Genomic DNA, 26,299 nt, shown 5'->3' with positions numbered 1-26,299 from the left:
TAGGGCCTCAACCTACAACCACCCCCCCCCTTCGCCGGGACCCCCCGCCTCCCAACCCCCGCGCCGTTCCCCGCGCGGCCCCGCCCCCGGGAGCGTACGAGGGGCGGGCACGGCCGCTTCCACGAGGACTCCGGGGAGCCGGTGCTGACGGATGCTCCGGTCGGGATCGGGTCGCAGCGTTGCAGTCCGGTGACACGGAACGCGTCATTCCGTCGACTGCCCCGACTAGTTTCGATCGTGCACGCCGCTCCGTCACCCACCGGCCTCCACGGGGGAGACGGACCGGGCGGCGTCCGCGTCCTCACCCGCACCCAGTTCAGGAGAACCAGCATGTCCCTCAAGACGACCCGCCGCGCGACCACGGCCCGCACGTTCGCCGGCACCGTCCTGACCGTCGCGTTGCTGGTACCCGCCGCCACCGCCTGCAGCAGCACGTCCGGCGCGTCGACCGCGGCCTCCCCCGCCGCCACGGCCGCCACGGCCGGAACCCCCGGCACCAACGCCCCGGCCGCCCCCTCCTCACCGGCCGCCACGGCCCCGGCGTCCGGCGCACCCACCACCCCGGCCGCCCCGCCGGCCAAGCCCGGTAACGGCACCACGGCCGCCAAGCCCGGCACCGGCGCCACCACCACCCCGGCCCCGCCGGGCAAGCCGGCGCCCGGCGCCCGCACCCAGACCCTCCCCGACGGCAGCACCGCCGAGATCCGGGAAGTCGCCCCCCAGCACTTCGTCGCCAAGATCGTCAACAACGGTGACGTCCTCGCCACCCTGGACGCCAAGGACACCGACGCCGGACTCGACGCCAACGACATGTTCATCGTGCTCTCGCTCGACGGCACGGTCCACGCCTGGATGGGCGGCGGACACCAGGGCCCCGGCACCTTCAAGGTCGCGGGCGACTGGACGGTCAAGGTCACCAAGAGCGGCGAACTCAAGTACCGCGCCGACATCCTCGGCCTCGACAACGCGGTGAACGGCACGCTGGAGACGAACGGGCACGACGTCGGCGTTTCCGCCAACGGCGTCTACATCGTGCTCTCCGCCGGCGGCCAGATCAGCGCCCACGCGTGAGCCCTTCCCCGGCCCGCTTGTGAGTCCCTCCCCGGCGCTCGCGTGAGCCCTTCCCCGGCCGACGCGTGAGCCCCTCCCCGGCGCCCGCTGACGGCGGACCAGGAGTCCCCGTCGTGGCCCCCGTCCATCCGTGGGCGGGGGCCGGTGCGGCCGCGCCGGATCAGAACCAGTGCAGGCAGTGCGGGGGACGCTCGGCACCGAAGAGGGCGTCGGCGAGCGCCGCGGCGCCCGGCCGGTGCGCCAGCACGTGGCCGGCGCGCACCAGCGTGCTCGGAGCCGTCCCGCCCAGGTACACCGAGCCCAAGTCCCGTACGTCCAACGACAGATCGGGCTCCCGGTCCGTCGTGACGCAGTCGGCCTCGCCGCCCCGCACGGTCAGCAGGTAGCGGCCCCGCTCGCCGAGGAACGGGTCGTCGACGTCGAGCACGAGCTCACCGTCGACGGACCAGCCGCGCGCGGTCAGTGCCCGCGGAACGTCCAGGATCCGCACCCAGAGCCAGTCAGTGCTCTTGCTCAGCTGACCGGCGTTGAAGTCCACCAGCTGCCAGCGCAGCGGATGCTCCGTCGGGAGGTGCTTGAACACGACCTCCGACACCAGGTCGTGGCCGAGCAGGAACCCGGCGAGGGCCGTGAACACGGCGTCGTCGACGGCGACCGTCTCGTCCACCGTCAAGATGTCCGGCGCGTCCAGCCAGTAGCTGGCGTACCCGTCCGGGACACCGTCCGCGTCCCGGTGCACGGCGACGTACCGCGGCGCCGGAGCGACCGGCGGCTGCCCCGCACCCGAAGCCCACCAGCGGTGCGGCCGCGACAACGCACCCGGCTGCACCCGGCGGTACCGGTCGTAGACCTCCTCCAGGAGCTCACCGCACTCGGCCCGCCGCAGAACCTCGACCGAACCCGCCGCGAACGCCTCCGCCGCACCCCGCGCCCGGGGGGCGGCCAGCGCCGCCCGGTGGCGCGGCACCGTCAGCCGCCGCGTGTACGTCGCCGGCCCGTAGCCGAACCGGCCGTAGATCGAAGCCTCCGACGCCAGCAGCACGGAGAGGAACTCCCCCCGCTCCCGCACCTCCGCGAGCTGATGCCGCATCATCGCCGTCAGCACACCCCGGCGCCGGTGCGTCGGCAGGACACCCACCGCCGTGACCCCGGCGACCGGGACGGCGGCCCCGCCGGGCAGGGTGAGTTCGAAGGAGTACGCGCCGGCGGTGCCCACGGGCTTCCCCTCCGGCGAGACGGCCAGCAGGGCGCGGTCCATCTCGAACGCCGACCAGAACACCCCGCTGCCGTCCTCGGCCGGAGTCTCCGGGAAGCGCGCGAACGCGGCGTGGATCGTGTCGACGAAGACCTTGAGGTCCCGGTCGGTCGTGGAACGGATCTGCATTGCTGCCGCTGCCTCCAGGCCACGGCACCGCCCCCTGCGGTGCCCCGGCACAGTGCACCGTCGTCACGGTCCGGGGTCAAACGATTTACCGCCGGGGCGGCCGGGCTCGTCACCGCCGCGGAGGCCCGGACGCCCCGGCGCAGCCGTCCCCGCTGCGGGACGGCCCGATGTCGTCCTACCGTGAAGGAGTCCCCACGCCCGAGCCCGGCGGCGGCCCCGCCCCGCCGGGGCGGCACACCCATGGGAGCGAGGTGCGATGCGCCGATCGCGAGGGCGGGCGGAGCAGCCGCGCCGCACGCGCCCCGACGCCGCGGTCGTCCACCGCGCCGTCCGGGTCACCCTGGCCGCGTGCGCGGGGTTCTACACCTTCCGCTACGGCCTGCACCGCCCGGTGTCGGCCACCTACGCGCTGTTCGCGGCCGTCGCCCTCGGTGCCCTCGCCCGGGTCGAGGGCGCCGCCCGGGCCCGGGCCCGGACGATCCTGTGGACACTGCCGGTCGCCTGGGGCCTCGTCTGCCTCGGCACCCTCCTCGCCGTGCGCGACTGGGCGGCGGCCCTCGGCATGGTCGGCGTCGGCTTCGCGGTGTCCTACGGCACCGTCGGCGGCCCCCGGCTGATGGGCCTGGCCACCGGGCTGCAACTGCTCTACATCCTCCCGTGCTTCCCGCCCTACAGCCCCGACACCCTCCCGCAACGCCTGCTCGGCGTCACCGCCGGCCTGCTGCTGCTCGCCGCCGCGGAACTGCTGCTGTGGCCCGAGCCCGCGCCGCCGGACTACCGGAGCAGACTGTCCCGCGCCGCCGCGGCCCTGGCCGACCTGGCGGACCTCGCCGCCGACGCCTGCGCCGGCCGCGCCGCGCCCACCGGGGCCGTCACCGACGCCGCCGACCGGTGCCGCACCCGCCTCGACGCGCTGCGCTTCAGCCGCGTCCCCCTGATGGAACGGCCCGCCTCGGCCGGCGCCGTCGACCGGGCCCTCACCCACTGCGCGGTCGCCCTGCGCTACACCGGCCCGCAGGTGCACCGCGTCCTGCTGCTCGCCCGGGCCCGGCCCCACCCCGCCGCGGCACGGCTCACCGCCGCCACCGCACGGGCCCTGCGCGCGGCCGCCGCCGGGGTGCTCCGCACCGGGCCCGTCCCCGAGACCGGGCAGGTCGACCGGGAACTCACGGCCTTCGACACCGGCCGCGCCGCGGACCGGGCGGCCCACGGGGTCGCCGGCGGGGCCGACGGCTCGGAACCCGACGGCCGGGCACCCGAGGGCCCCACCCACCGCGCCCGCCCGGTGCTCGGCACCGCCGCCCTGGACGCCGCCGAAGGCGCCCGCTTCGCCGTCCGCGCCGCCAGGGTCAGCCGCCACGCCGCCCTGCCACCCGACGAGACACCCGCCGACCAACGGCCCGGGCCGTTCTGGTACGCCTACGACCCCGCCCCGCTGCTGTGGTGGCGCCGGTTCCGGGCCAACCTCACACCCCACTCGGTCGCCTTCCAGAACGCGCTGCGCACCGCGCTCGCCCTCGGCGCGGCCCGGCTGATCGCCGGCACCCTCGACCTCTCGCACGGCTTCTGGGTCCTGCTCGCCACCCTCACCCTGATGCGCACCAGCGCCGCCGACACCCGGATGACGCTGCGCCCCGCACTCATCGGCACGACCGTCGGCGCCGCCGCCACCGCCGCCCTGCTGCTGGGAGTGGGCGAACGCCCGCTGGTCTACGCCCTCGCGCTGCCGCCGATGATGCTGATCGCCTTCAGCGCCGGACCGGCGTTCGGTCCGGCCTGGGGCCAGGGACTGTTCACCGTCGTGGTCGCCCTCGTCTTCACCCAACTGGCACCCGCCGGCTGGCGGCTCGCCGAAGCGCGACTGGTCAACGTGGCCGCCGGCGCGACGATCGGCATCCTGGCAGGCCTCTGCGCCTGGCCGCGCGGCGGCGGCCAGGACCTGCGGCGCCGCGCCGCCGGAATGCTGGACGACAGCGCCGAAGCCCTCCGGGAGACGGTCGTCGTGGTGACCGGCACCGGCCCGGCCGCCGACGCCCTGCACCGGGCCCGCCGCTCCGCCCTGCTCACCGAAGCGATGTACGCCCAGTACCGCAGCGAACGGCACGACCCGGCCGAGGACGGGCCCAACTGGCAGGCGGCCCTCCTCACCGGACAACACACCGTCCGCGGCGCCGAACTGCTCCTGGCCCGCGTCCCGCCCGGCACCGCGGCGACCCACCCGGACGACGCGAAGGCGCTGCTGCGCCACGCCGACGACGTCACGGCCGCCTTCCGCCGCCAGGCGACGGCCCTCCGCGCCCGCGAACCGGCAGGCACCGCACACCCCGCCCTCACCCGGGCCCGCGCGGCACTGACCGCCGAACTCGACCGCGCGGCCGAACCCCGGGGCGACCGGCGGATCCCGCTGCACGCGGTCGACGTCGCGGTCTGGCTCACCGGGCTGCTCGACGACCTCCAACAGATCCACGACGACCGGCCGCCCCCGCCCGGCTGACCGCGCTCACAGTCGGCCGGGCCGGGAGACGCCGTTCAGACCTGGCGTTCGACGGCCTCGAAGATGTCGGCGTCGGTCTCCTGCTGCCACTCGGGGAGGTCGTCCCAGTCGGCGACGTAGGCGGGTTTGGGAGCGTCGACGTGCTTGTGGATCTGGGCGATCCAGCAGATCGCGACGAACCGGCCCTTCTGCTCCCGGGTGAGCTTCGCGGTGCTGCCCGCGCTGACCGCGACGAAGTCGCGGACCTGCCCGAACACCGCTGCGGCGCAGGCCCGTTCCCACGCGGGGGTGTCGTCCCAGGGGGCGACGTAGCCGGGCTTCGGCTCGCCGGGGAAGTGCTTGCGCACCCCGGCGATCCACGCCTCCCGGAAGATCCGGCCGTCCTCGGTCATGTCGTGGTCCTCTGATCGGTTGGATGCTCGGAACTGCCGTGACTCCACACCGTCCTGCAGATACCGCACGCGCCCGTCGTCGAGCGCGCCGAGAGCGGCCTGGAAGCGGCTGCGGTGCCGCGCACCGAGGCGTGCTGCGGTTTCGGGGACCGGAAGGAAGAGGGCTTCGGAGAGTTCGTCGTCGTGCGGGCGGAGTGCCGCTGCGAGGGCGGGGGAGAGGGTGCCGGCGTCGAAGATGAAGGCGAGCTGGTCATCCCAAGGCCCGTGCGGTGCCACCCAGTCCACGACGAGCAGGCCGCGGACGGTGATGGCGAGGCCGAGCTCTTCGTGCAGCTCGCGGACGGCGGCCCGGTCGGGCGGTTCGTCGGCCTCGGCCATTCCACCGGGCAGGTCCCAGCCGTCCTTGTAGGTCGGGTTGACGGTGAGGACGCGGCCGCGCTCGTCGCGCAGGATCACGTCGGCCGAGACCCGCTTGCGGGCCTGCTTCGCGTTGCCCTCGGCGAGGTAGGCGTTCCGGGCTTGGGCGTCGATGGGTACGGGCCTCACGATGAACCTCCCCGCGGTTCCGGGATGATGTCGGCGAGCAGGAGCACGCGGGTCCGGCTCGCTTCGTCGAATCGTGCCAGGTATTCCTGTACGGGGCTGTAGTCGCAGTACCTGCCGAGGAGTTCGGCCAGATCATCGAGCTGGTTGACGACCCGTACGGATCCGAGGGTGGGGCTGGTGGCGAGCAGGTCGGTGCCGACCGAGACCGCGGCGTCGAGATCGCCGCACTGGATGTGGGTGCGGGCAAGTGCGATCCGACTCACACGGGTCTCGCCGTTCAGGTAGTCGTAGAGCCGACCCTGGGTGATGTCGGCGGCTGCGGCCAAACGGCGAGTGCTGACGCCACGGGAGTTCAGGAGTCGGAACACGGTGCCCATGTCGCGGGCCGCGCAAGCTGTCAGGAAGCGCTGGTCGTCGAGGAGGCTCGCAATGACCTGCCGAGGGTCCGGGTGACCGTCCACTGTTCGCCTCCTTGGAGTGTCGAGTCCGATCCTACGGCCACGGAGAGTGTGCCGACTCCAACTCGGAGTCACCGGATCGGAGTCCCCTGAGCGGATCGGCCGCGGTTTGGGTTGGTGCGAACCGCTCGGTCTTGAGCGTCCGGGCCGTCGACATCACTGAGGAGTGGTCCGCGATGAAGCAACCCGTCCTGGCGAAGCGTGCGAAGACTGACTGTCACCTGCAGCTGTCGCCTGTGGAGGAGAAGGTCCGGCATCCCCGGCCGGCCACCGCGATGCTGCCGTACCGCGCCGACTCGGCTTCTGTGGCCCGGCGGCTGGTGCGGGAGAAGTTGAGCGAGTGGGAGTTGTCGGAGCTGATCGATTCCGCCGAGTTGATCGTCAGCGAGTTGGTGACGAACGCGGTCAAGACCGGGTGCCTGACGAAGATGACCGTCACGATCCGTCGGATCACGGACCGGACGGTGCGGGTGGCGGTGCGGGACGGGTCGCGGGTGGTGCCGGTGGTGCCGGTGGTGCCGGTGGTGATGGTGGCGGGGGAGGACGAGGAGGGGCACCGGGGGTTGGCGTTGGTCCACGAGCTGACGAAGGGGCGTTGGGGTGCGGCGGTGGAGGCGTTTGGGAAGGTGGTGCATGCCGATCTCGTGGTGGGGCGGCGAGGATGAGAGGGAGTGTCAGGGATGGCGGCGAAGCCGGTGCTGTACGTCGTGGTGTGTGCGGCGGGGGTGGCGGGTGGGGTGGGGGAGTTGATCGCGGCGGCTCAGGCCGGTGGGTGGGACGTGGGGGTGGTCGCGACGCCCACCGCGATGGGGTTCATCGATCAGGACGCGGTCGTGGCGCAGACGGGGTATCCGATCCGTTCCGCCTGGCGCAAGCCGGGGGATCCGCGGCCGCTGCCGGATCCGGACGCGATCGTGGTGTCGCCGGCCACCTTCAACACGATCAACAAGTGGGTCCTGGGCATCTCGGACACGCTCGTGCTCGGCATTCTCTGCGAGTCGTTCGGCTGGGGCGTTCCGGTAGCCGTTCAGCCGTGTCTGAGCGCCGCGCAGGCGGCTCACCCCGCGTACGAGGAGAGCCTGGCGAAGCTGCGGCGGATGGGGGTGCGGGTGGCGGACTTCGTGCCGGGCTCCTACGACTGGACGCGGGCCCTGGAGCTGTTGCGGGACTGACAGGGTGGCTGGCCCGGCGCGGTGATCCTGGCAGTGTGAGGGGTGGTTGGCGTCGGCCGGGCCGAGGTAGCGTCCGGGCAGGTCAGCGAGGGTGTGGGAGGTTCCGGTGGCGGCGGTCAACGGCGGGGTGTCGTTCTGGTACGCGGCGGACGGTGTGCCGGAGCCCGGCCCCGGGCTGCCGGGGGACCGGGATGTCGACGTGTGCGTCGTCGGTGGCGGGTACACCGGCCTCTGGTCGGCCTACTACCTGAAGAAGGCGGACCCGTCCTTGCGGATCGCCCTGCTGGAGCAGCGGTTCTGCGGCTACGGCGCCTCCGGGCGCAACGGCGGCTGGCTGTACAACGGTTTCGCGGGACGCGGCGCGTTCGCGAAGCGGTACGGGCAGCAGCGGGCGGCGGCGATGCAGCGGGTGATGGACGACGCCGTCGGGGAGGTGGTCGAGGTGGCTGCGGCGGAGGGCATCGAGGCGGACATCGTCCGCGGTGGCGTGCTCGAAGTCGCACGCAGCAAGCCGCAGTTGGAGCGTCTGAGGGCCTTCGTCGAGGGTGAGCGCGGCTACGGGGAGGGCCGCGTGGAGCTGCTGAGCGCCAAGGAGGCCGGCGAGCGGGTCGATGTCGCCGGCGCCCTCGGCGGTTCGTGGTCCCCGTTCGGCGCGCGCATCCAGCCGGCGAAGCTCGTGCGCGGTCTGACGCGGGTGGTGCGGGACCTCGGGGTGGAGGTGTACGAGGGGTCGGCGGTGACCGCGATCCTGCCCGGGAGTGCCTACCGGAAGCCGCGGGCCGTCACCGGGTCGGGCACCGTCACCGCGGATCACGTGCTGCGCGCCACCGAGGGTTTCACGGCGGGGCTGCGCGGGGAGCGGCGTACCTGGCTGCCGATGAACTCGGCGATGGTCGCGACGGAGCCGCTGCCCGCCGACTTCTGGGCGGAGACGGGCTGGCAGGGCCGGGAGGTGCTGGGTGACTTCGCGCACGCCTACATGTACGCGCAGCGCACCGCCGACGACCGGATCGCGCTCGGCGGTCGCGGTGTCCCGTACCGGTTCGGCTCGCGGACGGATTCGGACGGCTCCACCCAGGCGGAGACGGTGCGCGGGCTCCGCGCGATCCTGAACCGCTTCTTCCCGGCCGCCGCGCAGGCCCGGATCGACCACGCCTGGGCGGGTGTGCTCGGGGTGCCCCGGGACTGGTGCGCCACGGTGGAGCTGGACCGGGTGACCGGGCTCGGCTGGGCGGGCGGGTACGTGGGCAGTGGGGTGACGACGACCAACCTGGCCGGGCGGACCCTGCGCGACCTGGTGCTGGGCCGGGACACCGAGCTCACCGGGCTGCCCTGGGTGGGGCACACGGTGCGGCGTTGGGAGCCGGAGCCGCTGCGCTGGCTGGGCGTGCACGCGATGTACGCCGCCTACCACGCCGCCGACCGGCAGGAGGCGGGCGGGCGGGTGACGACCTCGCCGATCGCCCGGGTCGCGGACCTGGTGTCCGGCCGGTAGCCGCCGGAGGCCCGCTCGCCCGTCGTCGGTCCCGCCGGTCAGCCGCCGGGGCCCGGCCGCGAGCCGTCGCGGCCCGGGGCGGTGGCTGCTGGGGCCTGCCCGGTGGCCGCCCGGCTGACGGCCGTTCGGACGTGCCGTCCAGCGGATCCGGTCCGCTGCGCGGACGGTGGGGGCGTGATGCGGAGAACGCTGTCGGCGCTGTGCCTCGCCCTGCTGGTGTGCGCGCCCGCGGTCCGTGCGCAGGCGCGGTGGCCGGGTGGGCAGGTCGCCGTCGTGGACCAGGAGTCCCGCCGGGTGCTGGTGCTGCAGAGCGCCGAGGAGCTGATGGCCTACCGGGGGCCGGACCGGTTGCCGGTGGTCTGGGGCTGGAGTGCGGACCGGGAGCCGGAGTTGGCGGACCTGGCCCCGGCCCGGAGTTGGACGAACCCGGACGAGGTGAAGAGCCGGATCCGGGAGGGCCGCCGCTACCTGCTGACGACGGCCTCGGGCGGGCTGGCCGCCGTGGTGGACACGGCCACCGGCCGGGTCCACTGGGCGGCGGACCTGGGCCCGGCCGTCAATCCTCACAGCATCGAGCTGCTGCCGGACGGCAATGTCGCCGTGGTGGCGAGCGCGGGCGGCTGGGTCCGGCTGTACGCGGCCTCGCAGGGCCGGCGTGCCGCCGCGTTCGCGGAGTTCCCGCTGGCCGGCGCGCACGGTGTGCAGTGGGACGGGCGGAGCGGTCTGCTGCGGGTGCTCGGCGATTCCGTGCTGGTCGCGTTGCGGGTCGCTGGTACGGCGGCCGCACCCACCCTCACGGCTGTCCGGAGCACCCCGCTGCCCGGTGCCGGTGGCCATGACCTGGCGCCCGTGGTCGGGGCTCCCGGGCGGTTCTGGGTGAGCACGTCGGCGGGGCTGTGGAGCTACGACTCCTCGGCCGACCGTTTCGCCCCGGTCCACCTGGCCGCTCCGGCCGACGAGCGGGACGTGAAGAGCGTCGGTGACGAGCCGGGCCGGACCGGTCGTCTGCTCACCGCGGCCCCCGAGCACACCGGTGCGTGCGACTGGTGTACCTCGGTGATCTCCCTGCACCGGCCGGAGGGGGTCCGCGTGCTGCGGGGGACGCACCTGTACAAGGCGCGGTGGTGGAGCCACTAGCAGATCCGCGGCGCCGGCTAGTTGATCTTGGGCGTCGAGTCGGCGATACCACCCGAATTGCGGACAGCGTTCGGCTGACGGGGCATATTGTGTACCCCGGCAAACTACTCCGATGGAAGTCAGTTTCCCGTCGCGGTCCGAAAACCATCTGCCGACCCCCGTCGACTGGGATAGCGTCGAAGGCGTCGGGGGGTCGACACCGATCCGGTGTATTCGAACGCTGGTTACCGGGCCGTAAAGGCCGATTGAGTCCTGGAGAAAAACATGCGGAATTCCCCTTCGGAAAACCTGCCGGAAACGCTTGACGACCTGCAGCTCGCGATGGACTCGCTGGCCGCGTTCCCGTCCCGGAACGCCCCCGGCGGATCCGACGTGACCGAGCGCCTCGCGGCCGTCGCCGAGTTGTGCCGATCCGTCGACGCGGTGCTCGACAGTCTGGTCGTCCAGGCGGCTGCGGAGGCCGCCGAGGAGGGGTGGACCGCGGCCCGGATGGCGGCCGAACACTCCGCGTACTACGCCAGGTTGCAGCGTGCGCTGCTCCCCGCCACCGCCGGTGCCGGGCTGACGCAGCAGTGAGCGCGGTGCACCTGGGCGCGCACGTCCTGGCCTGCCCCACCCGGTGGAGCGACGTCGACGAGAACGGGCACATCAACAACGCCCGGCTGGTCGGCTACATCCAGGAGGGGATTTACGACCTTTTCTGCCACCACGCGACCGCCGTCCGGGAATCGCTGTTCCCGTCCGGATTCATTATCGCGCGGCATGAGATCGATTATCTGGAGCAGTTGCACCACCGCCCCGAGCCATTGTCCGTGAGACTCACCGTGGAACGTCTCGGGCGGAGTTCCGCACATGTCGAGGTGAATGTCTGCCGCGACCTGCTCACCTTTATGCGGGCGCGGACCGTGGTGGTCGCGCGGGACCGCGAATCCGGTCGCTCGCGCACCCTGAGCCCGAACGAGCGGCGCTTTCTCGCGGCGTTTATGCCGGACGCGGCGCGCGCCGAGGGCGCCCTGGCCACCGCGACGGCGACGACGCCGGCGCAGCGGGTGTCGCCGGGGGCCACGGGCAGCGGGGTCCCGTCCGCGCGCCGGCCGCGTCGGCGGTGCCGCGCCTCGGCCGGCTGAGACCGGGCGGACGGGCGGGGCCGGGGCTCGCCGCGCGGCGCCAGGTCGGTTCGACCGGCGCCCGGCCGATGCTCACCTCCGGGACGGAGCCCCGGGCCGACGGCGCGATCGACAACGGCGTCGATCCGCCGGGCCGGATTCCCGGCGCCCGGCCGGACCCGATGACAGCGGGCCGGTTCCCGGAGCGCCGGGCCGGGTTACGCTGAGCACCACGGGCACCGGTACCTCCCACGGTGATCACGGGTTGCGAGTCACCTCCCCCGACCCGGGCGCAGAGCGCCGTCGGTCCTGCCGGATCCCGCCGACCGGAAGGAGGACGCGATGACCATCTCCTGGGAGGACTTTCTCGCCCGCGTCGTGGAACGCGGTGAGTACCGGGGGGAGGCGGAGGCGGACCATGCCACGCGGATCGTGCTCGCCCTGCTCGGCGAGCACCTGGTGGGGTCGGCGCGGATCGAGCTCGCCGGGGCACTGCCTGCGACGTACGCCTCACTGCTGCGCGACGCCGAGCCCGCGGCCGAACCGCTGACCGCCGAGCGCTTCGTCCAGGGCGTGGTCGGCTGGATCGACGGGGCGACCCCCGCGACGGCGCAGTGGGACATCGGGGCGGTGCTCAGCACGATGTCCGACCAGGTTCCCGCCGAGCTGATCGACCGGGTGGTCGAGCAGCTCCCGGACGGCTACGACCTGCTGTTCGGGCATCCCGCGTCGGCTTGAGCGGTGCGGTCCGCGGCGACCGGACGGTGCGGTCCGCCGCTACCGGACGGTTCGGTCCGGCGTTGCCGGGCGGTCCGGCCGGCCGCGTCGGGAGATGGGCGGCCGTCCGGTGGTGGCCCGGAACAGCTCCGCGCCCGGGCCGGTCAGTCCGACCGGTCCGGCGCCCGGGCGCAGGTAGGCGGACGCCCCGGCGGGGAGTACGAGTTCGGCCCCGTCCGAAGCGTGCAGCCGGGCGTGCCCCGACACGCAGAGCAGGATCTGCGGGGTGGGGAGGTCGATCCGGGCCGGGGTGGCGCCGGGACGCGGCCGGGAGAGCCGGAACTCCTCGGCGGGGGAGGGGAATTCCTCATCGGGGCAGACGTCGGGGCAGACGTCGGGGCAGACATCGGCGTCGGCCTCGATGTCGGTCTCGGGGCCGGTGCCCCCGTCGGTACCGGCGCCCGCGATGCCGTCGATCGGGTGCGGGGTGAGCACGTCGGGCACGCCGGGCCGGAAGGACGTGATCGCGAGCAGGCCGTCGACGTCGACGTGCTTCGGGGTGAGTCCGCAGCGCAGCACGTTGTCCGAGTTGGCCATCAACTCCACCCCGAGGCCCCGCAGATAGGCGTGCGGCACCCCGGCGTCCAGGTACAGCGCCTGCCCGGCGGTGAGCCGGACGTGGTTGAGCAGCAGCGCCGCGATCAGTCCGGGGTCGCCCGGGTACTGGCCGGCGGCGCGGGCGTAGGCGGCACAGGCCTGCGCGTACCGGCCTCCGGCGCCCGCGGCGCGGTCCAACGCCCGTTCCACGAGGGACAGTTCGGCCGGAGAGGGACGGTCGGTGGCGAGCGCGCTCCGCAGCAGCGCCGGCAGCACCTCGGCGGCGGGCCGTGAGCGCAGCGCCGCCGCCCACGGCGCCAGCAGGGGCACGTCGAGCAGTTCCAGCAGCCCGGCCGCGTCGGCGGCCGGGCGGAAGCCGCACAGCGCTTCGAAGTCGCCCAGTGCGCAGAGGAGTTCCGGCTTGTGTCCGCGGTCCCTGAACACCCGCTCCGGCGCGTCCGACGGGACTCCCCGAGCGTCCTCCGCCGCGTACCCGGCCTCGGCCTGGGCACGGGTCGGGTGGACCTGCAGGGAGAGCGCCCGGTCGGCGGCCAACACCTTGAACAGGAACGGCAGCTCCGCGCCGAACCGCCGGACGGTGTCCGGACCGAGCAGGCCCGCCGGGTCGGCGTCGATCAGCTCGTCCAGCCGCCGCGGGCCGTCGGGGCCGGGGACGGACGACGGCGCCGACGGGTGTGCGCCCATCCACAGCTCGGCTTGCGGGGTGCCGTCCGGCTCGGTGCCGGTGAGCGCGGGGATGGCGGTGGGCGAGCCCCAGGCGTACCGGCGGACCGGGTTGTGCAGCAGGACGAAGGGCGGCATGCGGGTGCTCCGGGGTGGCTCAGCGGCAGAGCGCGGCCGCGCCGATCAGCCCGGCGTCGGTGCCGAGTTCGGCGCGGCGCAGGTCGAGGCCGCGGATGTAGGAGAGGGCGGCGTAGCGGTCCAGGTGCCGGGCGAGCGGGGCGAACAGCACGTCCCCGGCGGTGGCGACGCCGCCGCCGACGACGACCCGGTCGAGGTCGACCAGGGCGGCCGTGGCGGCGATGCCGGCGGCCAGGGCCTGGGCGGCGCGGTCGAAGGAGGCGAGCGCGACCGGGTCGCCCGCGGCGGCGGAGGCGGCGACGGCGCGGGCCGAGCGGTCCTCGCCGTCGGGCCGCCAGCCGTCGGCGAGCGCGCGGCGGGCGATGGCGGTGCCGCTGGCGAGGCCTTCCAGGCAGCCGCGGGAGCCGCACGGGCAGGGCTCGCCGTCCAGGTCGACGGTGATGTGGCCGAGGTGGCCGGCGTTGCCGCTGGGGCCGGGCCGCACCGCGCCGTCGAGCACCAGCCCGGCGCCGACGCCGGTCGACACCACCAGGCAGAGTGCGTCGGTGGCTCCCCGGGCCGCGCCCTGCCAGTGTTCGGCGGCGGCCATCGCGACTCCGTCCCCGGCCAGGCGGACGGGCAGTGCGCGGGCGGCCACGGCCGGGTGCGCGGCGACCTCGGCGACCAGCGGGAAGTCGCGCCAGCCGCGGATGTTGACCGGGCTGACGGTGCCGTCGGCGAGGTCGACCGGGCCGGCGCTGCCGATCCCGACGGCCGTCACGGTGGCCCAGTCGGTCGTGCCGGAGAGCTGGTCCAGCACCTTGTGGACGACGGCGAGCACGGCCGCGCCCGGTTCGGTCGCCGGGGTGGGCAGCTGGAGCCGGTGCCGCAGCCGTCCGGCGCCGTCGACCAGCGCTCCGGCGATCTTGGTGCCGCCGATGTCGAGGGCGGCGAACAGCGGGGTGGAAGGCACGGCGGGCTCCAGGAGGTCTCAGGGGGCGCGGCGCCCCGCCCGGTGAGGGTCGGGGCGCCGCACAGCGTAGAGCAGCCGTCCGGCGCGGACGGGGAACGGGACCAGTGCCAGGGCCAGTGCCAGGGCCTGGGATCCCTGGTCGGCTAGCCGGCGGCCCGCAGCCGCAGGGTGACCAGCTCGAACGGACGCAGTGCGAGGCGCACCGCGCCGTCCTCCACCGTCACCTCGCCGCGGGTGCCGTCCCAGGGCCGCTCCAGCAGGTCGCAGGGGACGGCGTCGGCCAGCGCGAAGGAGGTGGTCAGCTGGCCCCGGACGCGGCCGCCGCCCGCCTCGTAGACGCGGACGATCAGGTCCCCGCTGCGGTCGTCGGCGAGCTTGATGGCGCTCACCACGAGCGCGTCGTGGTCGAGCTCCACCAGCGGCGCGACCCGCTCGGCGCTGCCGGTGACCCGCCGCTCGGGCAGGCCGATCCGGTAGCCCTCGCGGACGGCGTCGCCGATCGCCGCGCCCGGGACGAGGGCGTGCCGGAAGCGGTGCACGCCCTGGTCGGTCTTGGGGTCGGGGAAACGCGGGGCGCGCAGCAGCGAGAAGCGGACCGTGGTGGTGGTGCCGCCGTCGGTGTCGCGCACCGTGCGGGTGACGTCGTGGCCGTAGGTGGAGGCGGTGACCAGGGCGACGCCCCAGCCGGGTTCGTCGAGGTGGACGAAGCGGTGGTTGCAGGCCTCGAACTTGGCGGCGTCCCAGCTGGTGTTGGTGTGGGTGGGGCGGTAGAGGTGGCCGAACTGGGTCTCGGCGGCGTAGCGGTCGGTGTGGACGTCCAGCGGGAACGCGGTCTTGAGGAACTTCTCGGTCTCGTGCCAGTCGACCTCGGTGTCGATGTCGACGCGCTGCTCGCCGGCCCGCAGGGTGAGCGTCTGCACCACGGTGGAGGAGCCGAAGGAGCGGGCGATCCGCACCGAGGCCTGCTCGGCGCCGGTCGTGGCGGTGAGCGAGTCCACGCCGGTCAGGTCGGTGACGGTGTTGCGGTAGAACTGGTCGACGTCCCAGGCGTCCCACATGTTGGGGAAGTCCGGGTGCAGCTGCAGCAGGTTGGCACGGCTGCCGGGGGCGACGGTCTCCCGGCCGCTCGCGACCTCGACCACGGAGGCGATCAGGCCGTCCGCGTCCACCGCGACCTCCAGCAGGCCGTTGTGCAGCGTGTAGCCGCCCCCGGGCCGCTCGACCGCCGTGCAGGGCGCACCGTTCGCCGCGGCCGGCGCGGCCCCGCCCGCGGGCACCGCCGAGCGGGGGTGCGGCGCCCCGTTGAACACCAGCTCGCGCCCGCCCGCGGCGTCCCCGGCGAGGGCCCGCTGGGCCGCTCCGATCAGCTCCTCCAGCTCCCCGGCCAGTGCCGCGTACGTGGCCTCGGCCTCGCGGTGCACCCAGGCGATGGACGAGCCGGGCAGGATGTCGTGGAACTGGTGCAGCAGCACGGTCTTCCAGATCCGGTCCAGCTGCTCGTACGGGTAGGCCGCGCCGGTGCGCAACGTGGCGGTGGTGCACCAGAGTTCGGCCTCGCGGAGCAGGTTCTCGCTGCGCCGGTTGCCCTGCTTGGTCTTCGCCTGGCTGGTCAGGGTGGCCCGGTGCAGCTCCAGGTAGAGCTCGCCGACCCAGACCGGCGGGTCCGGGTACTCGGCCTCGGCCTTGGCGAAGAAGTCAGCGGGCTTCTCCCAGCGGACGGTGGCCGAGCCCTCCAGGTCCTTCATCCGGGCGGCCTTGGCGACCATCTCGCGGGTCGTGCCGCCGCCGCCGTCGCCCCAGCCGGTCGGGGCGAGCGAGTGCCGGGCCACCCCCTTGTCCTTGAAGTTCCGTGCCGCGTGGGCGATCTCGCTGCCCTTCATGGAGCAGTTGTAGGTGTCCACGGGCGGGAAGTGGGTGAAGATCCGGGTGCCGTCGATGCCCTCCCACAGGAAGGTGTGGTGCGGGAACCTGTTCACCTGGCTCCACGAGATCTTCTGCGTCAGCAGCCACTTGGAGCCCGCGTTGCGGATGATCTGGGGCAGGCCGCCGGTGAAGCCGAAGGTGTCCGGCAGCCAGGCCTCGTGGTTCTCCACCCCGAACTCGTCCAGGAAGAACCGCTTGCCGTGCACGAACTGCCGGGCCATCGCCTCCGAGCTCGGCATGTTGGTGTCGGACTCGACCCACATGCCGCCAGCCGGGACGAACCGGCCCTCGGCCACCGCCTTGCGGACCCGGGCGTACACCTCGGGGCGGTGCTCCTTGATCCAGGCGAACTGCTGGGCCTGGGACATGGTGTAGAGGAAGTCCGGCTCGTCCTCCAGCAGCGCGGTCATGTTGGCGGTGGTGCGGGCCACCTTGCGGACGGTCTCGCGCAGCGGCCACAGCCACGCCGAGTCGATGTGCGCGTGGCCGATCGCGCTGATCCGGTGCGCGGACGGCACCGCGGGTGCGGCCAGCACCCCGGCCAGCTCCGAACGGGCCCGCGCGGCGGTGCCGTTGACGTCCTGCAGGTCGACCGCGTCGAGCGCCCGTTCGATCGCGCGCAGCAGCTCCCAGCGGCGGGCGCCCTCCACCGGCAGCTCGGCCATCAGCTCGCCGAGCACCTCCAGGTCCAGCACCAGCTGCCAGACCGTCTCGTCGAAGACGGCGAGGTCCATCCGGGCCAGCTTGTACTGCGGCCGGTCGCCGGCCGTCTCCTTGTCACCCAACTCGGTCGGCAGGAAGGGGTGGTAGTCCAGGATGACCGGGTTGGCGGCGGCCTCGACGTGCAGCAGCACCTGCTCGCCGCCGGCTGCCGGGGAGGCGATCCGCACCCACTGGTTCTGCGGGTTGAGGCCCTTCACCGGGGTGCCGTCCGGGCGGTAGACCAGGCCCTCGCACTGGAAGCCGGGCATGTTGGCGTCGAAACCCAGGTCGATCAGCGCCTCGACGGTGCGGCCGGCCCAGGCCTCGGGCACCGTACCGGTCACGGTGATCCAACTGGTTCCCCAGGGCGCGCCCCAGGCGTCACCGACCGCGATCGGGGTGCGGGGCGCGGCCAGGCCCTCGGCCACCGGGACGGGCTCGCCGGGCGCCGTCCAGATGCCGACCTCCAGCGGGACGGACTCGGGGTAGACGGCCGGGCGGATGCGCTCGTCCAGGACGCGCTTGAGGCGGGACTCCACCAGGGTGCGGTCATCGTGCATGTCAGCGGGCTCCGTTGGGTGGCTGAGGGGTGCGGGCTGAGGGGTGCGGCTGAGCTTCGGGTGTGTGGGTTCGGGCGTGCGGGGTTCGGCTGAGCCCCGGGCGTACGCGGTGCGGAAGGGCTACGAGGACCGTACGTCGTCGGGGTGGACCACGTCGGTGATCCCGCGCGCGGCCAGGTGCATCCGGTCCCCGGCGCGTTCGGCGAGCACCGTGGTCGGGCGGGCGCCCGCCTCGGCGAGGTGCATGAACGCCTCGTACACCGCGCCGCCGGGGCCGCAGACCGAGCGCTTCGGGGAGGTGGTCTCGTCGCCGGTGGCGACGACCACGGCGGTGCTGCGCGGCTTCGGCGGCTGCCAGGAGCGGCGGGCCTCGGCGGCCGCCTCGGCGAGCCGGGCGCCGGCCGGCTTGACCCTCCGGTCGGTGGTCAACAGGCCGAGGCTGTACTCCAGTTCGGGGAAGTCGGCGAGCGAGCGGTCCACGTCGTGCGAGCACCACCAGGTCACGCCCCACAGGTCCGGGCAGTCCAGCACCGCCTCGACGGTGGCGCCGGTGAAGCGGGCCGCGTCCTCGGGGGCGATGTGCGGGGCGGGCGCGCCGACCTCCTGCAGCCAGACCGGGCGGGCCGGGTCGTCCGCCCAGGCCTTGGACAGCTCGACCAGGTAGGCGGCGTGCTGCGCGGTGGCGGTGGAGTGGGCGCCGTAGCGCTGGGCGGTGCCGTTGAACACCCAGGAGTGCACGGCGGTGGCGGCGCCGATCCGGGCCGAGTGCCAGGGCGTGAAGGGGTGCTCGTCCAGGTACCAGGCGGCGTCGTAGGAGGCGTGCAGGTGGAGGCGGCCGGGGGCGCCCTGCTCGCAGGCTTCGAGCATCCGGCGGAGCCAGGCCCCGGCCTCGTCGGGGGTGGCCCGGTCCGGGTCGGGGTGAGGGTCGCCGGAGAACTGGTTGATCTCGTTGCCGAGCGTCATCCCGAGGAAGTTGGGCCGCTCGCGCAGCGCCCCGGCGAGGGTGCGCAGGTAGGCGGCCTGGCCGTCGATGACCTCGGGGTCGGTGAAGAGGTTGCGCCGGTGCCAGGTGCGGGTCCAGGAGGGCAGGAAGTCGAAGCTCGACAGGTGGCCCTGCAGGCCGTCCACGGCGACGTCCAGCCCGCGCTCGCCGGCCGCGTCGACCAGGGCCGTCAGCTGCTCGACGGCGCGCGGGCGGACCAGGGCGCGGTTGGGCTGGAACAGCGGCCAGAGCGGGAAGACCCGCACGTGGTCCAGGCCGAGGGCGGCGATGGAGTCGAAGTCGGCGCGCACGGCGTCGAGGTCGAAGTCGAGCCAGTGGTGGAACCAGCCGACGCTGGGGGTGTAGTTGACGCCGAAACGGGGGGCGGTGGTCATCGGAGAGCTTCCTCGACTCGGTGGGGCGTACGGACGGTGGGCTAGCCCTTGACGGCTCCCTCCTCGACGCCCTTGAAGAAGAAGCGCTGGCAGATGCCGAACACCACGACGATCGGCAGGAAGGCGATCATGGTGCCGGCGGCGATCAGCCGGGGGTTGGCGGAGAAGGTGCCGTTGAGGTACTGCAGCCCGACGGTGAGGGTGTACTTCTGCGGGTCGTTGAGCACGATCAGCGGCCAGAGGAAGTCGTCCCAGGCACCGATGAAGGTGAAGATGACGATCACGCTGATCATGCCGCGCACGTTCGGCAGGCCGATGTGCCACAGCCGCTGCCACACGGTGGCACCGTCCACCAGCGCGGCCTGGTCCAGTTCGACCGGGACGGTGGCGAAGGCGGTGCGCATCAGCAGCACGTTCAGCATGGCGATCGAGCCCGGCAGGGCGACGCCGGCCAGGGTGTCGGCCAGGCCGAGGCCGCGCACCAGCACGTACTGGGAGACGATGGTGACCTCGCCGGGGAGGACGAGCGTGGCGAGGAAGAGGCCGAGGACGAGCCGGGCGCCGCGGAAGCGCAGCCGGGCGAGGGCGTAGCCGGCCAGGGTGCAGCCGACCACGTTGCCGGTGATGCAGACCGCGGCGACGATCACCGAGTTGAACGCGTAGGTCCACACCGGGATGGTGTCGGCGACCTTGCCGTAGTTGCCGAGGGTGGGCTGGTCGGGCAGGAAGACCGGGGTGCGGGTGTAGACGTCCTCGGCCGGGCCCTTGAGGGAGGTGGACAGTTGCCACAGGAAGGGACCGATGACCAGGAGCAGGACGAGCACCAGGAGCAGGTAGCGGGCGGCCGTCCGGCCGGGGGAGGGGGTGTTGAAGCCCCGGGAGCCCCGGGAGGCCGTGCTGGTCCGGGCGCCCCGGGTGTTCCGGGCGCCCCGGGCGTCCTGGGGGTCGTTGCCGGCCCCGGCGGTCTTCGGCGGGCTGGTGGTCACGGGTTCAGGCCGCCTTCCGGTTCAGGCGCATCAGGAACAGCATCGGGCCGAGGGTGACGACGAACAGCAGCAGGCTGAGCGCCGACGCGTAGCCGAGGTGGCCGTTGAAGCCGCGGCTGTACATCTGGATCAGCATCACCACCGACATGTCGCGCCCCCCGGGGCCGCCCTGGCCGTTGGAGAGCACGTACAGCTCGGAGAACACGCGCAGCGAGCTCACCGAGATCAGCGCGGAGATCAGGACCATGGTCGGCCGCACCCCGGGCAGGGTGACGTGCCAGAACCGGCTCAGCGGCCCGGCGCCGTCGACCGCCGCGGCCTCGTGCAGTTCGCGCGGGACGTTGGCGAGGGCGGACAGGTAGATGACCATGTAGTAGCCGAGGCCCTTCCAGACGGTCAGGGCGATCGCGCTGAACAGCAGCAGCCAGCGGTCGGTCAGGAAGGAGACCGGGGAGTCGGTCAGCCCGCTCTGCCGGAGCAGGCCGTTGGCCAGGCCGCGGTCGTCCAGCACCCAGCCCCAGATCAGCGCCACCACGACGGCGGAGGCGATCACCGGGGTGTAGAAGGCGGTGCGGAAGAAGGTGATGCCGGGGATCCTGCGCTGGACGAGGAGCGCGAGCAGCAGCGGTAGGACGGTCAGCAGGGGCAGGCAGACCAGCATGAAGACGATGCTGTTGAGCAGGGCGTCGGCGAGCTGCTCGTCGTCCAGCAGGCGGCCGTAGTTCTCCAGGCCGGTGAACTGTCCGCCGCCCAGCGGCTTGGCATTGGTGAACGACAGGATCACCGTGTTGACGGCCGGCCAGAGGTTGAAGACGGCCAGCCAGACGATCGCGGGCCCGGCGAGCAGCCAGGGGGTGAACCAGCGCCGGTGGGTCATGCGGTTGCCTTCCTGGGGCCTGGGGGGTGGTGCGGGTCATTCCCGGGAGCGGCGGGTGTGGGGGACCCCGCCGCGTCGCCGGTACCGGGTTCGGCGGACACTCGTGCCGAGGTCAGCCCTTGAGCAGCTTGTTGCACTGTTCCACGGCGGTGTCCAGCGCCTGCTTGGAGCTCGCGTCGCCGCTGATGGCCAGCGCGATCTGCTGGTTGATGATCGTGCTCATCGCGTCGTCGACCTGCACGGGTTGGATGAGCTTGGCCTTGGCCAGCGAGGTGAACGCGATCACCTTGGCGTCGCCCGCGTTGGTGCCGTCGCTCTTGCTGAAGAACGGGTCGTCGGCGGAGGCTTTGGTGGACGGGAAGATGCTGGTCAGGTGGGCGAAGGCGGCCTGGTTCTCGGCGTTGGTGACCCAGCGGGCGAGGGCGACCGCGGCGGCCGGGTTCTTGGTGCTCTTCGGGATGGACAGCCCCTGGACGTACATCGGCGGGGTGGCCAGCGCGGGGGAGGGCACGACCTTCGGGGCGAGCGTCGGGTTGTCGGTGGCGAGACTGGTGATGTAGTTGGCGCCGGAGGTGGTCCAGGCGGCGGTGCCGGCGTTGAACAGCTTGGTGTTGCCGGCGTAGGTGTTGCTGAGGACGTCCTTGGGGAGCAGGCCCTCCTTGAAGGCGTCGCGGTACTTGTCGAGCAGCGCGGCGGCCTCGGGGGTGTTGAAGGTGAAGGACTTGCCGTCGTCGGACATGAGCTTCACGCCGGCGTTGTAGAGGTCGCCGAGGCCGGGCTTGCGGCTCATCAGGTAGGTCTGGCCGCCGGACTTCTCCTTCATCACCCGGGCCTGGGCGATGAGTTCGTCCAGGGTGGCCGGGGGCTTCTTCGGGTCCAGTCCGTTCTTCGTGAGGAGTTCCGAACTCCAGTAGTTCACATCGGTGTTGAGGTACCAGGGGTAGCCGAAGGTGCCCTGGAAGCCGGTGAAGCGGTAGGCCTCGACGCCGCCGGCGACGTACTCGTCGGCCAGCTTCGGGTCGGCCTTGGCGACGTCCAGCAGGAGGTCCTTCTTCGCGAGCGGGAGGGCGAAGTCGGGCGGGAGGTTGACCACGTCGGGCAGGGTGCCGGCGGCGGCCTGGCTGAGCACCTTGTCGGAGTAGCCCTCGCCGGGCTGGTCGAGCCACTCGACCTCGACGCCGGGGTACTTCTTCTTGAAGCCGTCGATGACGCCCTGCACGTAGTCGGTGAACTTCGGCTTGAGCGCCCAGGTCTGCAGGGAGACCTTGCCCTTGACCTGGCCGGTGGCGGCCGCACTCGCCACGCTGTCGCTGTCCTTGGTGTCGCCGGAGCCGAGGCCGCAGCCGGTGAGTGCGGCGGCGGTGAAGGCCGTTGTCGTCAGTGCCGCCCAGATTCTTCGCATGAGGGTCTCCCGGTCCTGGGGGTGGGTGGGGGATCGTGCTGAGCTCGGGGGTTCTCGTGGCCCCGGAGGCCGCAGGACCTGGGAGTCCTGGGCCCCCGGAGTCCCGGGGTTTCGGGGTTTCGGAGTGATCGATGTCGACGGGGGTTGTGCCGGCTTCCGGAACCTGGCTAACTGGCTAATCAACTAAACCGGTCTAGCTATGGCAGGGACTATGCTCCCGCCTAAACTTGGATGTCAAGAGAGGAGTTCGGGTTCTGTGGGCAGACCGACGATCGCCGACATCGCCCGCCAGGCCGGTGTCTCCAAGGGCGCGGTGTCCTTCGCGCTCAACGGCCGGCCGGGCGTGAGCGAGGCGACCAGGGACCGGATCCTGCGGGTCGCGGAGGAGATGAACTGGCGGCCGCACAGCGCCGCGCGCGCCCTCGGCGGTGCCCGGGCCGACGCCGTCGGCCTGGTGATCGCCCGCCCGGCCAGGACCATCGGCGTCGAGCCGTTCTTCAGCCAGCTGCTCTCCGGACTGCAGGCGGTGCTCTCGGCCAGCTCCGTCGCGCTGCACCTGATGGTGGTCGAGGACACCGCCGCCGAGACGGAGGTCTACCGCCGCTGGGCCTCCGAGCACCGGGTCGACGGCTTCATCGTGGTCGACCTCCAGGTCAAGGACCCGCGGCTGCCGGTGCTGGACGAACTCGGGCTGCCCGCCGTCGTGCTGGGCGGGCCCGGCAAGGGCGGCAACCAGCTGCGGATCTGGGCCGACGACCGGGAGGCCATGCTCTCGATCGTCGACTACCTGGCCGCCATCGGGCACCGCCGGATCGCCCACCTCGCCGGGCTGCCGCACTTCCAGCACACCCAGCGGCGGATCCGCGCGCTGCGCGACGCCTCGCGCCGGCTCGGCCTGGAGGAGGCCGTGTCGGTGCCCACCGACTTCAGCGACGCCGAGGGCGCGGCCGCCACCCGCACCCTGCTCTCCCGGGCCGGGCGGCCGACCGCGATCGTGTACGACAGCGACGTGATGGCCGTCGCCGGGCTCGGCGTGGCGGGGGAGATGGGCGTCGCGGTGCCCGGCGAGCTGTCCATCGTCTCCTTCGACGACTCGGTGCTCGCCCGGATCGTCCACCCGCCGCTGACCGCGCTCAGCCGGGACACGTTCGCGCTCGGCGAGCAGGTCGCCCGCAGCCTGCTGGAGGCCCTGGACGGGGCAGGGCCCGGGCGGGACCTGCAGATGCCCACGCCGCGGCTCACCGTGCGGGAGTCCACCTCGCCGCCCGGCGTGCCCGGGCCGGCGGATTCCGCCGTCCGCTCCGGCGCCGGCTCACCCCTCGGGGTGGTTGCTGCGCGAGTCGTTGACAGCGGTTCTGAACCGGTTTAGCCTCGCAGCGCCGAGCGGCCCCCGCTCGGCGCGCTCCGCCGCTCTCCGTCCGGCTCCCGTTGTGCCCGTACGTCGAGGAACCGCCGCAGCGGCGAGGAGCGACGACCCACGCCCGGTCCGGACGCACCCGGCCCGGACCCAGTCGTTCCGGACCGACTCGTTCCGGCACCAGCACCAGCACCGGCACCGCCCGCATGCACCCGGACCCCCGTACGAGACGGGGCCCGCCCCCACCCACTCCGCTCGATCGGAGCCACCGCATGTCACGACGCCTCCCCCTGCTGCTCAGCGCCGTCCTCGCGACGGCCGCACTGACCTCCACCCCCTCGGCCTGGGCCGGGCCGAGACCCGTCGCAGGGCCCGCCGCCGGTCCGGTGGCGGCACCCGCAGCCGCCGGCCATGGCAACCAGCCCTTCGCCTCGTACTGGTACCCCAACAGCATCCTGACCTGGGACCCGGCCACCGACCCGGACGCCCGCTTCAACCGCTCCCGCGTCCCGCTGCAGCCGCGCACCAGCGACCCGGCGCTCAAGGCCAACCCCAACGCCCGTGCCGGCGAAGGGAAGATCGCCTCGCTGGTCTCCTTCGGCCCCACGTCCGACAACCCTTCGCAGGGCTCCGCCGGCACCGACTACTACGCCTTCGGCTACTGGCAGTACGTCGACAAGCTGGTGTTCTGGGGCGGATCGGCCGGCGAGGGCCTGATCCTCGCCCCCAACCCGACCGTCATCGACGCGGCCCACCGCAACGGCGTCAAGGTCTACGGCACCGTCTTCTTCCCGCCCGGCGCGTACGGCGGCCAGCTCCAGTGGGTGCGCGACTTCGTCCAGAAGTCCGGCAGCCGCTACCCCGTTGCCGACAAGCTCGTGCAGGCCGCGCAGTACTACGGCTTCGACGGCTGGTTCATCAACCAGGAGACCGGCGGCGGCGATTCGGCCCTCGCCGGCGAGCTGCGCAACCTGATGCAGTACACCAAGGCGCAGAGCGGCACCGAGTTCATGTGGTACGACGCGATGACCACCTCCGGCGCCGTGAACTGGCAGAACGCCCTCACCTCCGCCAACTCGCCCTTCCTCCAGGACGGTTCGAAGCGTACTTCGGACTCGATGTTCCTGAACTTCGACTGGTCGGCGAGCGGCCTGGACTCCTCCCGGAGCCTGGCCCGGCAGCTCGGCCGCAACGAGTACGACCTCTACTCCGGCATCGACACCGAGGCCAACGGCTACAACACCGGGGTGGACTGGAACACCCTCTTCCCGGCCGGCAAGCCGCACACCACCTCGCTCGGCCTCTACCGCCCCGAGTGGACCTGGAAGTCGGCCACCGACCGCGCCGACTTCTACGCCAAGGACTCCCGCTACTGGGTCGGCGCCGCCGGCGACCCCTCCCGGATCGACACCTCGGCGAGCTGGCCCGGCCTGGCCGGCTACGTGGCCGAATCCTCGCCGATCACCGCCAAGCCCTTCAGCACCACCTTCGACACCGGGCAGGGCGACTTCTACAACGCGGGCGGCACCCGGGTCGCCACCGGCGGCTGGAACAACCTCTCGCTCCAGGACGTGCCGCCCACCTACCGCTGGGTGGTCGACTCGGCCGGCAGCAGGCTCACCCCCTCCGTCGACTTCACCGACGCCTACCAGGGCGGATCCTCGCTCCGACTGACCGGCACCCTCGACGCCGCCAACACCGTCCGGCTGTACCAGACCAGGCTGCCGGTCGCGGCGACCACCAAGCTCGACCTGGTGGTCAAGACCCCGGCGGCCGGGCCCACCAAGCTCAAGGCCGCCATCGCCTTCACCGACGCGCCGAACAGCTTCACCACGATCGACGTCGGCGCCGACGCCGGCACCGGGTGGGAGCGCCACACCCTCGACCTCTCTCCGTACGCGGGCCGCACCATCGCCCAGCTGGCGCTGCGGGTCGAGGGCTCCGACCCCTCGTACGACCTGCGGGTCGGCCAACTCGCGCTCTACGACGGAGCGGTGGAGAAGCCGGCGGCGCCGTCCGGGCTCACCGTGCTCGGCGCGAGCGACGTGACGCCGGGCATCGCGCAGTCGCTGCGGCTGTCCTGGACGGCGGCGCCCGGCGGCAACGTCCACCACTACGAGGTGTACCGGCGCAACGCGGACGGCAGCCGGACCTTCCTCGGTGCGACGCCCAACGACGCGTACTTCGTCGGACGCCTCGACCGGGCCGGCGGCGAGAGCGCCACCACGTTGGACGTCGAGGCGGTGTCCACCACCTTCGGCCGGTCCGGCGCCGCGTCCACGAGCGTGAGTTGGAGCAGCACCCCGCCGACCTCGACCAACCTGGCGCTGAACCGCCCGGCCACCGCCTCCGGCCGGTGCAACGCCGACGAGGGCCCGGCCAAGGCCGTCAACGGCAGCGTCAGCGGCGGCAACGGCGACAAGTGGTGCACCCTGAGCTCCGCCAAGTGGCTTGAGGTGGACCTCGGTTCGGCGAAGCAGCTGTCCAGGTTCGTGGTCAAGCACGCCGCGGCGGGCGGCGAGAACTCCTCGTACAACACCCGCGACTTCTCCATCCAGGTCCGGTCCACCACCACCGACCCCTGGACGACGGTCGCCGACGTCGCCGGCAACACGTCCGGCACCACCACCCACCCGGTGAGCACGACCGCCCGCTACGTCCGCCTGGTGGTCACCAAACCCACCCAGACCACCGACCCGGCCGCCCGCATCTACGAGTTCGAGGCCTGGGGCGCGTAGCGCCCGCCCGATCGGACCCCCGGAAAGGAACCAT

The 26,299-nt window shown here is 73.2% G+C and carries 21 protein-coding genes and 1 pseudogene; 11 read left to right on the top strand and 11 right to left on the bottom strand.

Features of this window, described 5'->3' with window-relative positions; genetic code table 11:
* Positions 1–330: 330 nt before the first annotated feature.
* Positions 331–1,071: a hypothetical protein gene (locus tag ACFV04_RS00520; RefSeq protein ID WP_380337564.1), complete on the top strand. Its 741-nt coding sequence runs from the start codon at positions 331–333 to the stop codon at positions 1,069–1,071.
* 160 nt (positions 1,072–1,231) lie between these two features.
* Here the strand turns inward: ACFV04_RS00520 and ACFV04_RS00515 are convergent, their stop codons facing one another.
* Positions 1,232–2,455 (bottom strand): GNAT family N-acetyltransferase, encoded by a 1,224-nt coding sequence (locus ACFV04_RS00515; RefSeq protein ID WP_380525817.1) that lies wholly within the window; start codon positions 2,453–2,455, stop codon positions 1,232–1,234.
* 256 nt (positions 2,456–2,711) lie between these two features.
* Between ACFV04_RS00515 and ACFV04_RS00510 the strand changes: the two genes are divergently transcribed.
* Entirely contained in the window at positions 2,712–4,949 is a 2,238-nt protein-coding gene (locus tag ACFV04_RS00510) for an FUSC family protein (RefSeq protein WP_380525815.1), read from the top strand.
* 35 nt (positions 4,950–4,984) lie between these two features.
* Here the strand turns inward: ACFV04_RS00510 and ACFV04_RS00505 are convergent, their stop codons facing one another.
* The 3 genes and pseudogenes from ACFV04_RS00505 to ACFV04_RS00495 form a co-directional block, all read right to left on the bottom strand.
* On the bottom strand, positions 4,985–5,341 hold the full coding sequence (locus ACFV04_RS00505) for a hypothetical protein (RefSeq protein WP_380337555.1): 357 nt from the start codon (positions 5,339–5,341) through the stop codon (positions 4,985–4,987).
* 48 nt (positions 5,342–5,389) lie between these two features.
* Positions 5,390–5,887 (bottom strand): annotated as a pseudogene (locus ACFV04_RS00500) (NUDIX domain-containing protein); the annotation flags it as partial.
* A complete protein-coding gene (locus tag ACFV04_RS00495) occupies positions 5,884–6,348 on the bottom strand; it encodes a hypothetical protein (protein WP_380525813.1) in 465 nt (154 codons plus the stop codon). The gene ACFV04_RS00495 and the pseudogene ACFV04_RS00500, both read right to left, overlap by 4 nt.
* Positions 6,349–6,521: 173 nt before the next feature.
* On the opposite strand from ACFV04_RS00495, the gene ACFV04_RS00490 reads away from it, so the two are divergent.
* The 7 genes from ACFV04_RS00490 (at position 6,522) to ACFV04_RS00460 (ending at position 11,993) form a co-directional block, all read left to right on the top strand.
* On the top strand, positions 6,522–7,010 hold the full coding sequence (locus tag ACFV04_RS00490) for an ATP-binding protein (protein ID WP_380525811.1): 489 nt from the start codon (positions 6,522–6,524) through the stop codon (positions 7,008–7,010).
* A gap of 15 nt (positions 7,011–7,025) precedes the next feature.
* The gene (locus ACFV04_RS00485) at positions 7,026–7,517 is read left to right on the top strand and encodes a flavoprotein (protein WP_380525809.1); all 492 of its coding nucleotides are present in this window, start codon (positions 7,026–7,028) and stop codon (positions 7,515–7,517) included.
* Positions 7,518–7,623: 106 nt separating this feature from the next.
* Entirely contained in the window at positions 7,624–9,012 is a 1,389-nt protein-coding gene (locus tag ACFV04_RS00480; protein WP_380525807.1) for an NAD(P)/FAD-dependent oxidoreductase, read from the top strand.
* A gap of 177 nt (positions 9,013–9,189) precedes the next feature.
* Positions 9,190–10,149: a DUF6528 family protein gene (locus tag ACFV04_RS00475; protein ID WP_380525916.1), complete on the top strand. Its 960-nt coding sequence runs from the start codon at positions 9,190–9,192 to the stop codon at positions 10,147–10,149.
* A 264-nt stretch (positions 10,150–10,413) separates the two neighbouring features.
* On the top strand, positions 10,414–10,725 hold the full coding sequence (locus ACFV04_RS00470) for a hypothetical protein (protein WP_380337542.1): 312 nt from the start codon (positions 10,414–10,416) through the stop codon (positions 10,723–10,725).
* Positions 10,722–11,276, top strand: a complete 555-nt coding sequence (locus tag ACFV04_RS00465; RefSeq protein WP_380337539.1) for an acyl-CoA thioesterase — start codon at positions 10,722–10,724, stop codon at positions 11,274–11,276. Before ACFV04_RS00470 ends, ACFV04_RS00465 begins: the two co-directional genes overlap by 4 nt.
* Positions 11,277–11,597: 321 nt before the next feature.
* Complete coding sequence (locus ACFV04_RS00460) at positions 11,598–11,993, top strand: DUF2267 domain-containing protein (protein ID WP_380337536.1); 396 nt, start codon at positions 11,598–11,600, stop codon at positions 11,991–11,993.
* Between the two features lie 39 nt (positions 11,994–12,032).
* Here the strand turns inward: ACFV04_RS00460 and manA are convergent, their stop codons facing one another.
* The 7 genes from manA to ACFV04_RS00425 all read right to left on the bottom strand — a co-directional run bounded on the left by manA (position 12,033) and on the right by ACFV04_RS00425 (position 22,170).
* Entirely contained in the window at positions 12,033–13,391 is a 1,359-nt protein-coding gene (manA, locus tag ACFV04_RS00455; protein WP_380525804.1) for a mannose-6-phosphate isomerase, class I, read from the bottom strand.
* 19 nt (positions 13,392–13,410) lie between these two features.
* Complete coding sequence (locus ACFV04_RS00450; protein ID WP_380525802.1) at positions 13,411–14,343, bottom strand: ROK family protein; 933 nt, start codon at positions 14,341–14,343, stop codon at positions 13,411–13,413.
* A 143-nt stretch (positions 14,344–14,486) separates the two neighbouring features.
* On the bottom strand, positions 14,487–17,528 hold the full coding sequence (locus ACFV04_RS00445) for an alpha-mannosidase (protein ID WP_380525800.1): 3,042 nt from the start codon (positions 17,526–17,528) through the stop codon (positions 14,487–14,489).
* Positions 17,529–17,648: 120 nt separating this feature from the next.
* On the bottom strand, positions 17,649–18,905 hold the full coding sequence (locus ACFV04_RS00440) for a glycosyl hydrolase (RefSeq protein ID WP_380337525.1): 1,257 nt from the start codon (positions 18,903–18,905) through the stop codon (positions 17,649–17,651).
* Between the two features lie 41 nt (positions 18,906–18,946).
* Positions 18,947–19,891, bottom strand: a complete 945-nt coding sequence (locus ACFV04_RS00435; protein ID WP_380337522.1) for a carbohydrate ABC transporter permease — start codon at positions 19,889–19,891, stop codon at positions 18,947–18,949.
* Between the two features lie 4 nt (positions 19,892–19,895).
* On the bottom strand, positions 19,896–20,768 hold the full coding sequence (locus ACFV04_RS00430) for a sugar ABC transporter permease (RefSeq protein ID WP_360251971.1): 873 nt from the start codon (positions 20,766–20,768) through the stop codon (positions 19,896–19,898).
* Between the two features lie 112 nt (positions 20,769–20,880).
* Positions 20,881–22,170, bottom strand: a complete 1,290-nt coding sequence (locus ACFV04_RS00425; RefSeq protein ID WP_380337518.1) for an ABC transporter substrate-binding protein — start codon at positions 22,168–22,170, stop codon at positions 20,881–20,883.
* A gap of 256 nt (positions 22,171–22,426) precedes the next feature.
* Here ACFV04_RS00425 and ACFV04_RS00420 point away from each other — a divergent pair, with 256 nt between their 5' ends.
* Positions 22,427–23,539 carry a LacI family DNA-binding transcriptional regulator gene (locus ACFV04_RS00420; protein ID WP_380337515.1) on the top strand — a complete coding sequence of 371 codons (1,113 nt, stop codon included), beginning with the start codon at positions 22,427–22,429 and terminating at the stop codon, positions 23,537–23,539.
* Between the two features lie 260 nt (positions 23,540–23,799).
* The gene (locus ACFV04_RS00415) at positions 23,800–26,265 is read left to right on the top strand and encodes a discoidin domain-containing protein (RefSeq protein WP_380337512.1); all 2,466 of its coding nucleotides are present in this window, start codon (positions 23,800–23,802) and stop codon (positions 26,263–26,265) included.
* The last annotated feature ends 34 nt before the right edge of the window (positions 26,266–26,299 follow it).

The organism is Kitasatospora sp. NPDC059599, from assembly GCF_042735125.1.
Taxonomy (GTDB): Bacteria; Actinomycetota; Actinomycetes; order Streptomycetales; family Streptomycetaceae; genus Kitasatospora.
This window is presented reverse-complemented; position numbering and strand designations above follow the sequence as displayed.